Origin of the sequence: Paenibacillus sp. 32O-W, from assembly GCF_007679495.1 — a bacterium.
GTDB classification, from domain to species: Bacteria; Bacillota; Bacilli; order Paenibacillales; family NBRC-103111; genus Paenibacillus_L; species Paenibacillus_L residui.
The window spans coordinates 1-13,997 of sequence record NZ_VEGP01000017.1 but is presented as its reverse complement, the minus strand read 5'-3'; the positions used below and the strand labels follow the sequence as shown (position 1 = coordinate 13,997).

The window sequence follows — 13,997 nt, the reverse complement described above, 5'->3', positions numbered from 1 at the left end:
TGTACAAAAAAGGCGATTTCAGCCAAATACCTTCGAAAGACCTGCACTTTTGCCGGTCCTTTCACCCCGGAAGGCGTCCCCTCACAAGGAAGCCCCGTGAAGAACGATCATTCGACTCGGAAGCCTCGCCTTGTACCGCTCGAATCCGGGGCTGGGACGTCTGCTTTATCCCGCAGATACCAACCGGCCGGACGACGGCATGTTGCTCCGGCTAGACCCGCAAGCCCCACACCTTATCCGCGCCCCCTCATACCGCCTCTTGCTTAGCTCCCCCGGTAAACTGGCTGTTATACAAATCGGCGTAGAAGCCGCCCTGCTCCAGCAGCTCCTGGTGATTGCCCTGTTCGATGACGTTGCCTTCATTCATCACCAGAATCGTATCCGCGTCGCGAATGGTGGACAGCCTGTGCGCGATTACGAAGCTTGTTCTTCCCTTCATCAGCTCGTTCATCGCCTTCTGAATATAGACTTCCGTTCTGGTATCGACACTGCTTGTCGCTTCATCGAGAATAAGAATAGCCGGATCGGACAATATCGCCCGGGCAATCGTCAATAACTGCTTCTGCCCCTGAGAAATATTCGAGGCCTCCTCATTCAGAACGGTGTCATACCCGTCAGGCAGAGTCCGTATGAAATGGTCGGCATGAGCAGCCTTGGCCGCCGCGACAATCTCTTCGTCGGTAGCTCCCGCCCGCCCGTAGCCGATATTCTCCTTGATAGTGCCGTTGAACAGCCATGTGTCCTGAAGCACCATTCCGAACATTCCGCGCAGATGTCCGCGCTTGAGCTTTGTAATATCGACACCGTCAATCGTGATTCGGCCGTCGTTCAGCTCATAGAACCGCATCAGCAGATTGATCAGCGTCGTCTTGCCCGCACCGGTCGGCCCCACAATCGCAACGGTCTGGCCCGACTTCACATCGATGTTCATGTTCTTGATCAACGGGGCATCTTCCTTGTACCCGAACCGGACGTTGCTGAACTGTACCTCGCCGCGCGGAGCAGTGATGGATATGGCATCTGCCGCTTCCGGCACTTCCTCCTCTTCATCCAGAAGCTCGAAAACCCGCTCCGCCGAAGCCATCGTGGACTGGATGACGTTGGCGATATTGGCCAACTGGGTGATAGGCTGGGCAAACTGTCTCGAATATTGAATGAAAGCCTGAATGTCCCCGATTTCGATCGCCCGTCTCGTGACGAGCACGCCGCCAATCACGCTGACGAGCACGTACCCGATATTGCTGATAAAGCTCATGAGCGGCATGATGATTCCGGATATAAATTGTGCTTTCCAGCCTGCTTCGTACAGCTTGCCGTTAATTTCCTCGAACTTCTCCACCGACTTGTCCTCATGCCCGAAAGCCCTGATGATCTGGTGGCCCGTAAACATTTCTTCCACGTGGCCGTTCAGCTCTCCGAGTGACTTCTGCTGGTCTTTAAAGTAGGTTTGCGAACGTTTGGCGACCGACTTGGTGACCAGGAAGCTCAGAGGCAAAGTCAGAAAAACGATCAGAGTAAGCAGCGGGCTAATCGTCAGCATCATAACGATGACTCCCACGAAGGTGACTACCGACGTAATTAACTGCGTCAAGCTTTGCTGGATGGTGCTGCTGAGGTTATCCACATCGTTGACGGCACGGCTTAAAATTTCCCCGTTCGTCCGGGAATCTAAATATTTTAGAGGAAGCCGCGCAAGCTTCGCGTTGACTTGTTTGCGCAAATCATACACGGTTCTCTGCGTCACTCCGGCCATAATGTACTGCTGAATGTATGCAAACAAGGAACTGACCAGATAGAGTCCCCCAAGGACGACCAGAATCTGCAGAATGTAGTCAAAATCGATCCCGGCCCCCGGCACCATAAAGCCTTCAAACAGGGCGGTGGTCGCTTTTCCCAATATTTTCGGGCTGACAATGCTGAATACCGTACTGAGCACAGCCGCTGCGAAAACAAACATCAACGAATATTTATGCGGTTTTAAATAGCCGATCAGCCTTCTTAACGTCCCCTTGAAATCTCTGGCCTTCTCGACCGGCATCCCTATCCGCGGGCCTCCATGTCCATGCCCGGGCCGACCCGGACCGGGTCCTCTGCGTTCTCCGCTCATGCGATTTCCTCCTCTGACAACTGGGAAGAGACGATTTCCCGATAGACCTTGCACGTATCCATCAGCTCGCGATGAGTTCCGATTCCCGCGATTTCCCCTTCATCCAGCACGATAATCCGATCCGCATCCATAACGGTACTGACTCTCTGGGCCACAAGCAGGACGGTGGAGTTCGTCGTTTCTTCTTTAAGGGCGGCCCTAAGCTTGGCATCCGTTCTGAAATCGAGCGCGGAGAAGCTGTCATCGAACGCATAAATCTCCGGCTTCCGCACCAAGGCGCGAGCTATGGACAGACGCTGCTTCTGCCCGCCGGACACATTCGCTCCCCCCTGGGCGATGACCGAATCGAAGCCGTCCTTCATCCCGGTTATAAACTCCTCCGCTTGAGCTATCCTCGCCGCATGCCGGATCTCTTCATCGGTAGCCGTCTCCCGCCCGTAGCGGATGTTGTCTGTAATGGTACCGGTGAACAGCAGCGCCTTCTGCGGAACGAGGCCGATCTTCTCCCGAAGACTTTCCTGCGACATCTCGCGAACATCCACCCCATCGACCAGAATTTGCCCGCTGTCCACATCGTAGAAACGGGGGATCAGGTTAATGAGCGTCGATTTGCCCGAACCGGTTCCGCCGATAATCGCCGTGACCTCTCCCGGATTAGCGTGAAAGGAAATATTGGAGAGCGCAGGCTTCTCCGCCCCCGGATAGCTGAACGTAACATCCCTAAACTCGATATATCCTTGCCGCCCCCGGCTCGTCTTGGGCTGCTCGGGATCCTTGATTTCGGGAGTCATCTCCAGCACCTCGTTAATGCGCGCCGCAGAGGCGGAGGCACGGGGAATCATGACGAACATCATGGAAACCATGAGCAGGGAGAACATGATCTGCATGGCATATTGGATAAAAGCCATCAACGCCCCCACCTGCATATCCCCGTTGCCGATCCGGAGTCCGCCGAACCAAAGGATGGCGATTGTGGAGAAATTCAGCACCAGCATCATGATAGGCATTAAGGAAGCCATTAATCGATTGATCTTAACTGCGGTCTGGGTAAGATCCAGGTTGGCTTCGTCAAAACGCCGGGTCTCGTGATCGATCCGGTTGAAGGAACGGATGACCCTAATTCCGGTCAGCCCTTCGCGAAGGACCAGATTTAACTTGTCCAGCTTGACCTGCATCGCTTTAAACAGCGGCATACCTTTAACCGCGATAGTCACAATGGCCGTTACCAGAATGGGAATAACGAAGACGAGAACCAAAGACAATTGAGCGTCCTTAGATACCGCCATAATAATTCCGCCGATACACATCATTGGGGCCATGATCATCATTCGCAGCATCATGGTCAGCACTTGCTGAACCTGATTAATATCGTTGGTCGTCCTCGTAATCAGCGAGGCGGTTCCGATTTTATCGAATTCTTGCAGGGAGAACCTCTCTACATGGGCGAAAATCTTGCCCCTCAGCCGGCGTCCGAAGCCAACCGAAACTTTGGAGGACAAAAACCCGGCAGCTATGGAACAAACCACGCCAAAGGCCGCCACTAACAGCATATAACCGCCGATCTTCAAGATATAAGAAGTATCCCCATGAACGATCCCGACATCGACGATATCCGCCATCAACGTAGGCAAGTAGAGCTCCGACAAGGTCTGAATGAAAATAAGCACCAGCACTAGAGCGATCGGAAGACGATACGGCTTCAACAGTTTGAACAGCCTCAGCATTTATTCTGCACTTCCCTTCGATGGGGATAAAATCGTGTCTTTTTCATTGTAATAGGCAAACACTTTGGTCAATAGCTCCACCAGCTTCTCGCTGTCTTCTTCCCCCAAGAACTCCACCAAACCGCGAAAAGAAGCAGCGAACACTTCCTTCGCTTTCCGGGTTACCTCGTCCCCCTGTTCGGTTAATCGAACCTGCACCACCCTCCGATCCGTGGAGTCGATGTTCCGTTCCACCAGACCGTTAGCCTCCAAGGCGTTGATTAATTGCGTAACGGTAGGGGAGGTGACATGAAGCCGCCTGCTGATTTCCGACACCTTCATCTCCTCCAGCCCCTCGATCCTTCCAAATCTCAGGCAGAAGAGCAACTTGATTTCGCTCGGTTTATATCCGAGGACAGAGCGTTCATGCCAGTCCGCTCTTTTAAATTTCATAAATGCCCGTAGCAGCTTCCTCTCCGTAGTCAGTTCTCCGGGTTCCATAGGATCACCTCCACTTGAAAAATAGACGGGTAAAAAAACGCGGCCGGCGCTCACGGACCCAATGTCAAAGTGACGAGCCGCCCCAAATCATCCTGCAGAAACTTTAGTCCCGCCCATTTAATTTAGTAACTAAATATTTTCGTAACTAATTTAATAGGCAACCTAATTATATTTTTAGTTTGTGTTTTTTGTCAATTCCATTTTAAGCAGGGTGCAGGTCGCCTTGGAAAACATCTTAGGTCTGCGGTGTGATTAAGCTGTTTTTCACATTGTCTATAACAATAGAAGCATCGAACGAATGCAAGAATGGAATGGGGTTGAGATTGTATATGATTAAGTTTCTATTCTTCGTTGTGATCATTACCGGGTTGATGACAGCATGCATGGCTCCCGGGACATCTGTGGAGCTTCCAGATTCCGCATACCAAACAGCTCAGCAAAATACTTTAAACCGGAATCATGTGCCGGTTACCGAAGGGGAACCACTCCCGGAGGACTTAACAGAGCGTAAGGTCGTGCCGGATAAGGAAAAGGAAATTATAGCAGGCATTAAAGAAGAAGCTTTGTACGGACGAATGAAAGATGTGGGAACCGCATTGGGGTCTACCTTTCAGGAAATCGTGGAGACATACGGGGAACAAGAGGGAATCGGAAATCAGGAATGCTGGACATATTCGTATGGTCATCCTGCAATCGATGCTATTTTCTATTATGATCATGATTCTTGCTCCGGTGCCCATGAGCCTAATCGGCTGCAGCAGGGCACGGTGCTTAATAAAATCTCCGTCACTCCGGAGCTTTTTAATATCCAAATGAACGGGAAGGATGTCAAGGAAGCTTTAGGAGAACCTGACGAGGAATATTGGAGCGAATCCTATGGCGGCTATTATTTTATTTATGATTTAGACACCTATCGGCTGGAATTCATAGCAGACGAGAATTCGGCTGACAAGGAAGTCTATCAAATCGATCTTAGAAGCCTTGACTGAGGGGGAGCAAAAGAGGTAACTTCTCGCGGACGAAATTATTCAATGTATTATGTCAATTTTTTAACGAATAATGCGAAAAAACAGAGTTAACGGATGGTCGCGATAACCGAAACCCCTGATGAGGCAAGATGGTATTTAGGAAGATCCCCTTCCAGTTGAAAAAATGTAAAAATACTTTTAATATGGCCGCTTTTCGCGTTTTTGCCCGGAATAAGTGCATTTTTCCCCTTAATCGAGGCGACTTTCCACACATGGAAAAATAAATGCACTTTTACTTTTAATTGGGCCAAAATTTCTAAAACTCGGAAAAATAAGTGCACTTTTGCTTTTAATTGGCCAAGTCAGCCAGAACACGGGAAAATAAATGCCATATTGCCTTTATTTGCCCACTTTCGAGACCTGGGAGGCAGGCAAGCAGCCGGAGCCAACCATGACCAAATTTTATAGACAATCCCCCTCTTCTCCTTTATAATATCGGTATAATCAAGCCACGAAGGCTTGCGACGGACTATTGGACTTGAATGATTGTAAAGATACCACGAAGGTTGAGGAGCCGCAGAAGCGGACCGACGGCCATTCGTGGCTTTTTATTTGGACTGGCCTGGACTGGCTTGAAAGGAACCCCCCCGAGAATCAGAATTAACTGTATTTTATGCAGTTAGATTCAAGCCAATGGCGAAAATGATTGAACTAAATGGAAAAAGTACATTTAGAATCGTGGTTTTTTGCTGAAATCGCCCTTTTCGTCCAAACTAGCTGTAGTTTTTCCATTTAGTTTCCGTTCTTTCGCTCTAGCAGAACAATCTAAATGGAGGAAATCCAGTTAGATGCGCCATTCCGTTTGCACGGCATCAGCAGAAAATGAAAATAGACGGATTTTCAAGGTAGATGCCTACTACGGCGCGCGGAATTATCCAGGTAGATGCCCATGACGGTGTACGGAATTACCCCGTTAGATGGCCACGACGGTGCATGGAACGGTGCGCAGGGTTATCCAAATAATGGAAACGGGTGGGCTTATTTTCAAGATTGCCGCTACAGCCGTGTCGGAAACGGCATTATTTTGACAAGCTACCTAATGTCATCAAAGTTTTTGTTTAAAATTGGATAGAAACAACACAAAGGAGAGCAACCTGACTGTGAGAAAACAGAGTAAATGGATTGTCATCGCTTTACTGGCTCTAGCCATGCTGCTGCAGGCCTGCGGGCAGGAGGACGGGAAGCCTGCAAATTCTGCCAACCCCGCCAACGGAAAAGCCGACCCCGCAGAATCGGCAGGAAACACGTTAATTTACGCGGCGGAAACGGAGTTTGACAAGATCAATCCGGTGCTGGAGGATACCGTAGATATTAATAACCTTATTTTCCGAGGATTGATGCGCTTCGACGAAACGAACACTCCCCAGCCCGATATGGCCGAAAGCTACGAGATTTCCCCGGACGGCCTCGTGTATCAATTCAAGCTTAAGCAGGGAATCCGGTTTCACGACGGCCAGGAACTGACCGCCGAAGATGTCGTCTTCACGATAAGCAGCATTCTGGATGAGCAGGTTCAATCGGTCGTTCGCTCGGAATTTGTCCAAATCGATTCCATTGAAGCCGTCCATGACCATGAAGTGAAAATTACCCTTAAGCAGCCTTTCCCGCCGCTTCTGGACAAGCTGACCATCGGCATCGTGCCGAAGCATGCCTTGGACGGTCAGGATATGAATACGGCCGACTTCAATCAAAATCCTATCGGCACCGGCCCATACCGGTTCGTGAAATGGGATAGAGGCCAGAGCGTCACTCTGCAGGCCTACCCCGAATATTACGGCAAAAGGGCCTCCATCGACCGGGTCATCGTCAAGTTCGTCCCGGACAGCAGCGTGCGAATGCTGCAGCTCGAGACCGGAGAGGTCGACATGGCTTATCTGGAGCCTAGCGCGGTCGAGAAAATGTCCAAAAACGACAAGATTGCCATCTATAAATCTCCGTCCGCCGACTACCGCGCCATGATGTACAACATGAACTTTGAATTGTTTCAGGACGTCAATGTCCGCAAAGCTTTAAATTACGCTGTCGATCGGGCCGCCGTCGTGGATGGAATCCTGCTCGGCTACGGGGAGCCTGCCTATTCCCCCCTGCAAATGAATAAATTCGCTAACGAACAAATTGAAAAATACGAATACAATCTAGACAAAGCGGATGAATACCTGACGGCAGCCGGCTGGATTCCGGGCAGCGATCAGATAAGGGTGAAGGACGGCAAGCGGCTGGCCTTTACGATTACGGCACCTTCATCCGACCCGGTTCGCGTCCAATTGGCGACCTACCTCGCTTCCCAATTGAAGAAAATCGGGGCCGACGTCAATGCGGCCGCCTTGGATTGGAGCGTCATCGATATTTCGAAGACGGAAGCTTTCATGCTCGGCTGGGGCAGCCCTTTCGACGCGGATGACCATACGTACAGACTGTTCCATTCCAGCGAGATCGGCTCGGGAACCAACTACGGTTCTTATTCCGATCCGGCCGTGGACAAGCTGCTGGAGCAGGCCCGGACGACGGCGGACACCGCGAAGCGGGAGGAATTATACAAGCAGTTCCAGCAAGCTCTGGCCGATAACCCTCCATATATTTTCATCGCTTACCAGCATGCTCTGTATGGGGTTAATCATAAAGTGAAAGGAATCAAGATCAAGACCTTGGGGCACCATGGAGCCGGATTCCTGTGGAACCTGGAGGAATGGACCCTGCATGATTAACCGGTTTCTCCTCAGTCGCCTGGTGCAAGGGATTCTGGTCCTGTTTATTGTGAGCGTGGTCTCATTTTTCATTATGGACTCGATCCCGGGCGACCCCGCTCTTGCCCTATATGGGAATCAGGCTCAGAAGCTGACGCCGGAGGAGAGAGAACGGCTGAACCGGAGCTTCGGCATGGATCGGCCCCTGCATGAACGATATACCCAATGGCTTAGGCAGGTCCTGCAGGGCGATCTCGGGAAATCTTACCGGGAAGGCCGGGATGTCTCTATCATTCTGAAGGAACGGCTTCCGAATACCCTTCTCTTGTTCGCTTGTTCCATGCCTCTGATCATTTTATTTTCCATGATTTGGGGGATCAAGGGCGGGCTGCACGAAAACTCACTTTGGGACAAAGGGTTGTCCACGGCGGGCATCTTCTTCGCCTCCATCCCTTCCTTCTGGTTGGCGATTCTGGGAATCTATATTTTCTCTGTCTACGGGGGCCTGCTCCCTTCCTCCGGAATGACCAGCCTGCAGGTAGGCGGAGGCTTCCTGGACAGGCTCAGGCATCTTGTCCTTCCCGTGTCGGTATTGACCGTAACCCATACCGGACTGTATGCGCGTTTTCTACAGGAGAAAATGATCGAAGAGAAAAACCGCCCCTACGTACTCGCCGCCAGAGTCAATGGAATGCGGACTAAAGATATCGTCCGCGGCATAGTGACCAATGCTCTCGTTCCCTATGTCAATTACTTGGGACTAACCGTCCCTTCCTTCTTCGGCGGCACGGTCCTGCTCGAATCGGTGTTTGCCTGGCCCGGTCTCGGCGACCTGCTCGCCAAATCCGCCCTAACCCGGGATTATCCGCTATTGATGGGAGCCATTATGCTGATCGGTCTCCTGGTCGTACTCAGTATCCTGATCACGGATCTCGTTTCCTTTTACCTAAACCCTAAGCTCAGGAGGTTGGGCGCGAATGATGTTCAATAGCCGGGGACTTTACTTATGGGGAGGCCTGCTGCTGGCCGTATTGATGCTGTCTCTGCTGGCTCCCTTCTTCACCCGTTACGATCCGGTCGAGGTGGATCTTCATTCGGTGTTCTCTCCCCCGGACAGTAACCACTGGCTGGGTACGGATCATCTGGGCAGAGATGTGTGGTCCAGACTATTGTACGGCGGCAGGGCTTCCCTCGCTGTGGCGTTCGTGTCCGTCCTTATCTCTTCCATAATAGGAGTTGTCTACGGTGGGATCAGCGGCTATATCGGAGGATGGATCGATCAGTTTATGATGCGAATCCTTGAGGCTCTGCTGGCGATTCCTACCTTGGTTATTATTTTGGCCATGCAGGCCTTCGTTCAAGGCGGAATCTGGAGCCTGATCTTAATCATCGGCTTGACCGGATGGATGCCCGCGGCGAGAGTGGTCCGCTCCCAGGTGCTGGAGCTGAAGGGTCAAGGCTTCGTGCAGGCGGCTTATTTGCTCGGAACCCCGGCCTGGAAAATTTTTAGTATCCATTTACTGCGGAACAGCTTGGCCGGGATTTTTGTCATTACGGTGTTTCAATGTGCCGGTGCGATTTTTACCGAGGTTTCCCTGACCTTCCTCGGGATCGGACTCCCTCCGGAGATGCCCTCCTGGGGCAATATGCTAAGCTTTGCACAGAAGGATATTCTGCTTGGAGCCTGGTGGGTGGCGCTGTTTCCCGGGCTGATGATCGTCCTCACCCTGCTGTCCATCAACTTCATCGGGGAATCGTTAAAAAGAAAATTCGGCTACAGGGGAGGATAACCGGGAAAGGATGCCTTATGAACGACAACGATGTTCTTCTTCAAGTTAAAAATTTAACCGTTACGCTTCCGGGCAAGTCCGGGCAGAAGGTTCGCCTGTTGAACAGGCTTGAATTCGACCTGAAAGCCGGCCAAATCGTTTGTCTCGTGGGCCGCAGCGGCAGCGGCAAAACGATGACCGCCCTCTCGCTCGTTCAGGAGGTTCCTTCCGGAGCCGTTCTCACGGGGGAGGTGCGTTTTCATGGGGAGGACCTGCTTCGCTTGCCTCAGGAACAGCGGAATCTTATCCGGGGAAAACGAATCTTCACCATTTTCCAGAACCCGATGAATTCCTTCAATCCGGCGATCCCAATGGGTAAGCAGCTGTTTTCTTATGCCCGCAGCTACGGTCAGGCGGATAAATCCGCCTTCTATGCGGAGATGATTCGCATCCTCGAGAAGCTGAATATATCGGAGCCTGCCTTGCGACTCAAGCAGTATCCTTTTCAACTAAGCGGAGGCATGCTGCAGAGGATGCTGATCGGGCTGGCTATCTGGACCCGGCCGGAGGTGCTGATCGCAGACGAGCCGACGACCGCTCTCGATCCCGGCATTCAGAAAGAAATTCTGCAGCAATTCCGGCTGATCCGGGACAGTTGTGGCACGGCCATTCTATTGATCACACACCATTTCGGCGTGGTGGCCGAGCTGGCTGACCATGTTCTCGTTCTACAGGACGGCACGATCGTTGAACAGAATGACGTATTCTCCCTGTTTGACCGGCCCGAGCATCCGTACACCCGGGCTCTGCTGCAAGCATCCTACGGCGAGGAGGTGGTTGCCGATGCTGCTGGAAGTGAAGAACCTGACGAAAATGTATCGCAATGACATGTCCCTGTCCTTGTTTCGGCCTTCGGCGAGGCGGGAAAAAGCGGTAGACGGGGTTACTTTCCATATCCGCAAGGGGGAACTAGTTGGCTTGGTGGGCGAAAGCGGCTGCGGCAAATCTACGCTGAGCCGACTTCTGGTTAAGCTGGAGCCTCCGACGGGAGGCGACATCCTCTTCGAGGGCCAGCGGATCCATCCCCTGCGGGGGGCCGCTCTTAAGGATTTCCGTAAAAGCTGTCAGCTCATTTTTCAGGATACGGCATCTTCCTTGAATCCTTCTCTTAAAATCAGAACTTTGTTGAGTGAGCCGCTGGACAATTATTACTCTCTTACGAGGGCCGAGAAAAATCGGAAAATCAGCGCCCTTATGGATAAGGTCGGCCTCCGTACAGAGCTGTTAAACCGTTATCCCCGTTCATTAAGCGGCGGTGAGAAGCAGAGGATCAGCATTTGCCGTTCCCTGCTGCTTGAGCCGAAGCTGCTCATTTGCGACGAAATCGTCTCCAGTCTGGATGTGACCTCCCAAGCCTCCCTGCTCCGGCTGTTGAAGCAGCTCAATCGGGAGAGCGGGCTTGCTCTTCTATTCATTTCCCACGATTTAGAGGCCGTCCGGAAGCTGTGCGACCGAATCCTCGTGATGGACAAAGGGAAGATCGTCGAGGAAGTGAAGAATGCGGAGGAGCCGGTATATCGGCATCCTTGTACCGCCCGCCTGTTCTCCTCCTTGCTTGTGAATCACCCGAAGGAGCGTATGACGCCGTCCCCCGCTTCTGATATAATCGGTATGGAACCTGACTGACAGGGAGGCATCTGTCCTAGACTCCCTGCCCGGAATATGACTGAGCCTTGGCTGTATTCTATTGTGCGGACATGGCGCAGGAAGCAAAAGCTCCGGACAGATACATACCTATTTCGAAATTATTGGAGGAACCATGAGAATTGCAGTCGTCGACGGACAAGGGGGCGGAATCGGCAAAGCCCTTGTCGAGAAGCTGAAGCAGGAGCTGCCGGATATTCACGTCATTGCTCTGGGAACGAATGCGCTGGCCACCTCTCTTATGTTAAAAGCGGGGGCCAATGAAGGCGCCTCGGGAGAGAATGCCATTGTCTTCAACGCCCCCCGGGTCCAGATCATCGCCGGAGGCATAGGAATCATCGGGGCCAATTCGATGCTTGGCGAGCTGACCCCGCTAATGGCCAAGGCCATCTCGGAAAGCCCCGCCCGCAAGGTGCTCATCCCCTTCAACCGCTGTCACCTGCATGTCGTGGGCGTGAAGCCCGTCTCTCTGCCGGAGCTGGTGGAAGAAGCGGTCTCCTGCATCAAGCAATTATGCGGGGAAGTATGATGGGGACATGCTTGGGCGGAATTTCCAATTAGTGAGGATTTCGTACGTCGGTTTTTCATTTTATGGGGATTCTGTGCGCCGAGGTTCCGTTTATTAGGGATTACGTGCGTCAGGTTTCCGTTTTATGGCGATTCTGTGCGTCGAGATTCGGTTTTATAGTGATTACACGCGTCGGTGTTCCATTTTATTCCATTTTGTGAGGATTATGTGCGTCAGGTTTCCGTTTAATAGGGATTTTCTTGCATCGCACTTACATTTAATGGAAAAATGGTGAAACTTTAAGACTCCTCCATATATTCTAAATGGATTTCATACAGTTAGATTTCTATATTCGGGAGAAGTATGAATACTAAATGGAAAACCTACAGCTAGTTTGCGCAAAAACAGCCGTTTCGCCCAAATTGCCCATTCTAACTGTAGTTTTTCCAGCTAGTTTGATCATTTTCGCCTATTCGCTTGAATCTACCTGTATAAAATACAGTTAGACGCGCCATACCGCTTGCAACGGCACCAGCAGACGGTGGAATAGACGGATTTTCAAGGTACTTGCATATGCGGTTAGCGCAGGCGGTTTTACATATAAACCTTTTTAAGAGACTTTCGGGAGGGAAAGAATAATGGCGCCAACGAACGAATGGCTGTCCCAATGGAAACAGAAACGCGAAATACTGGAATGTCCCGTAGACTTGAACACCTATTTCTCTCTTCCTGAAATGGCGGGCAAAGAGCTGGCGGTCATGGACATCGGGCCCTGCTCAATTCCTACCGGCCAGATACTGGTTCGTGATCCGCTGTATTACCTCGGAAATCGTCAGGAACAGCCTTATTTCCAAACGGTGCCCGCCGGAACCTACCGCACCGAAGTCTGTGTGGTAAAACCGGACGAAGAGGACTGTGCCCGATATGCCGCTGTTCGGGTGAAATTTGCGGATGCGCCTGCGGTTCGGTTCGAAGAGGCTCTCATCGGATATGAAGACCTTACGGACTTAGGCGAAGGCGAATTTTTCGGATTCAATGTGGATGCCGGTCTCGCATGTATCTGTGATAAGCAGCTCCATCACGCTTTCTGCGACTTTAAGGAAAACTGGCATAAAGAACATCCGGGTGAAAACCTATACGATCATTATTTTGCCGCTCTGTTTGCCGAGAGCTTCCGGCAGAATCCCCAATATCAACGGGAGGGCGGCGATTGGCTGAACTGGCAGATTCCCGGCACCGAATACCATTTGCCGATTTTTCAGAGCGGTTTTGGCGATGGCGCTTACCCTGTCTATTGGGGCTACGATGAAACCGGAGCCATTTGCCAGATCGTTGTCCAGTTCATCGATATTCAATTAACTTACGACGATGACGATGAGGAAGAAGATTAAACCTGATACATAAAAAGTCGTGTCGATTACCGAGGGCGGGGCTTGGACCGTACCGTATTGAGCAAAACAGCGCCCATTATGTGTGCCAAGTCGAATGACGGGATGTTGGGTCCGTGTCGGCGGTAAAGTCGAACAATTCTACAGCATATGCGGTTGTAACGAAACTGAGAAACCTTATTCTCTCAAAATAGGCTGTTTGCTAATTTTAAGGAAACTAGACGAACTTATTTCAGCCGAATTGGTTTAATTGCTCACGGTTCCTATAAAATAAGTTTATCCAGGTTCGTTAGTTTGCCAGAAGGCTCCTTTTGCACCAAATAAGGTGTCTGAAGTTCCTTATAATCGCGAACCGGGCAGTTTTTTGTACTATCCTGGTTTTCACAATTAATCGGCAGCCACGCAATCGCATAAAATTTACAGCACAGGGTTGACGACCCACCATGTGCGCCGCAACACACGCCGGGAAAGTCGCCGGTTAAGAAAAGAACTTATTCCACCATAATCATGAGGCATGTAAAACACTTCATAGGATCTCGGAATAAACCGGGCGATTGAGGCTCAATTTGGGGTGCTTGAGTTAAAATTATCGATGTAAACGTGTT

General features: G+C 51.2%; 12 protein-coding genes. 8 read left to right on the top strand and 4 right to left on the bottom strand.

Features of this window, described 5'->3' with window-relative positions; genetic code table 11:
• Window positions 1-247: 247 nt before the first annotated feature.
• Genes FS806_RS09080 through FS806_RS09070 form a run of 3 tightly spaced genes read right to left on the bottom strand, consistent with a single transcriptional unit; the run spans window position 248 to window position 4,311 of the window.
• A complete protein-coding gene (locus FS806_RS09080; protein WP_144934813.1) occupies window positions 248-2,107 on the bottom strand; it encodes an ABC transporter ATP-binding protein in 1,860 nt (619 codons plus the stop codon).
• A complete protein-coding gene (locus tag FS806_RS09075; RefSeq protein WP_144934810.1) occupies window positions 2,104-3,831 on the bottom strand; it encodes an ABC transporter ATP-binding protein in 1,728 nt (575 codons plus the stop codon). The genes FS806_RS09080 and FS806_RS09075 overlap by 4 nt, the downstream gene beginning before the upstream one ends.
• Window positions 3,832-4,311, bottom strand: a complete 480-nt coding sequence (locus FS806_RS09070) for a MarR family winged helix-turn-helix transcriptional regulator (RefSeq protein WP_144934808.1) — start codon at window positions 4,309-4,311, stop codon at window positions 3,832-3,834.
• A 329-nt stretch (window positions 4,312-4,640) separates the two neighbouring features.
• Between FS806_RS09070 and FS806_RS09065 the strand changes: the two genes are divergently transcribed.
• Entirely contained in the window at window positions 4,641-5,300 is a 660-nt protein-coding gene (locus FS806_RS09065; protein ID WP_144934805.1) for a hypothetical protein, read from the top strand.
• Window positions 5,301-5,386: 86 nt separating this feature from the next.
• Here the strand turns inward: FS806_RS09065 and FS806_RS26100 are convergent, their stop codons facing one another.
• On the bottom strand, window positions 5,387-5,590 hold the full coding sequence (locus tag FS806_RS26100; protein ID WP_222126622.1) for a hypothetical protein: 204 nt from the start codon (window positions 5,588-5,590) through the stop codon (window positions 5,387-5,389).
• 849 nt (window positions 5,591-6,439) lie between these two features.
• On the opposite strand from FS806_RS26100, the gene FS806_RS09060 reads away from it, so the two are divergent.
• From FS806_RS09060 to FS806_RS09030, 7 genes are all read left to right on the top strand, one after another.
• On the top strand, window positions 6,440-8,044 hold the full coding sequence (locus FS806_RS09060; protein WP_144934802.1) for an ABC transporter substrate-binding protein: 1,605 nt from the start codon (window positions 6,440-6,442) through the stop codon (window positions 8,042-8,044).
• Window positions 8,037-9,014: an ABC transporter permease gene (locus FS806_RS09055; RefSeq protein ID WP_144934799.1), complete on the top strand. Its 978-nt coding sequence runs from the start codon at window positions 8,037-8,039 to the stop codon at window positions 9,012-9,014. The genes FS806_RS09060 and FS806_RS09055 overlap by 8 nt, the downstream gene beginning before the upstream one ends.
• Window positions 9,001-9,813, top strand: coding sequence for an ABC transporter permease (locus FS806_RS09050; protein WP_260982036.1), 813 nt, complete (start codon window positions 9,001-9,003; stop codon window positions 9,811-9,813). The genes FS806_RS09055 and FS806_RS09050 overlap by 14 nt, the downstream gene beginning before the upstream one ends.
• A 17-nt stretch (window positions 9,814-9,830) precedes the next feature.
• Entirely contained in the window at window positions 9,831-10,679 is an 849-nt protein-coding gene (locus tag FS806_RS09045) for an ABC transporter ATP-binding protein (RefSeq protein ID WP_144934796.1), read from the top strand.
• Window positions 10,636-11,478 (top strand): ABC transporter ATP-binding protein, encoded by an 843-nt coding sequence (locus tag FS806_RS09040; RefSeq protein ID WP_144934793.1) that lies wholly within the window; start codon window positions 10,636-10,638, stop codon window positions 11,476-11,478. Before FS806_RS09045 ends, FS806_RS09040 begins: the two co-directional genes overlap by 44 nt.
• Before the next feature lie 133 nt (window positions 11,479-11,611).
• Window positions 11,612-12,025 (top strand): DUF3842 family protein, encoded by a 414-nt coding sequence (locus FS806_RS09035; RefSeq protein WP_144934790.1) that lies wholly within the window; start codon window positions 11,612-11,614, stop codon window positions 12,023-12,025.
• Between the two features lie 617 nt (window positions 12,026-12,642).
• Window positions 12,643-13,395 (top strand): DUF4241 domain-containing protein, encoded by a 753-nt coding sequence (locus FS806_RS09030; RefSeq protein ID WP_144934787.1) that lies wholly within the window; start codon window positions 12,643-12,645, stop codon window positions 13,393-13,395.
• The last annotated feature ends 602 nt before the right edge of the window (window positions 13,396-13,997 follow it).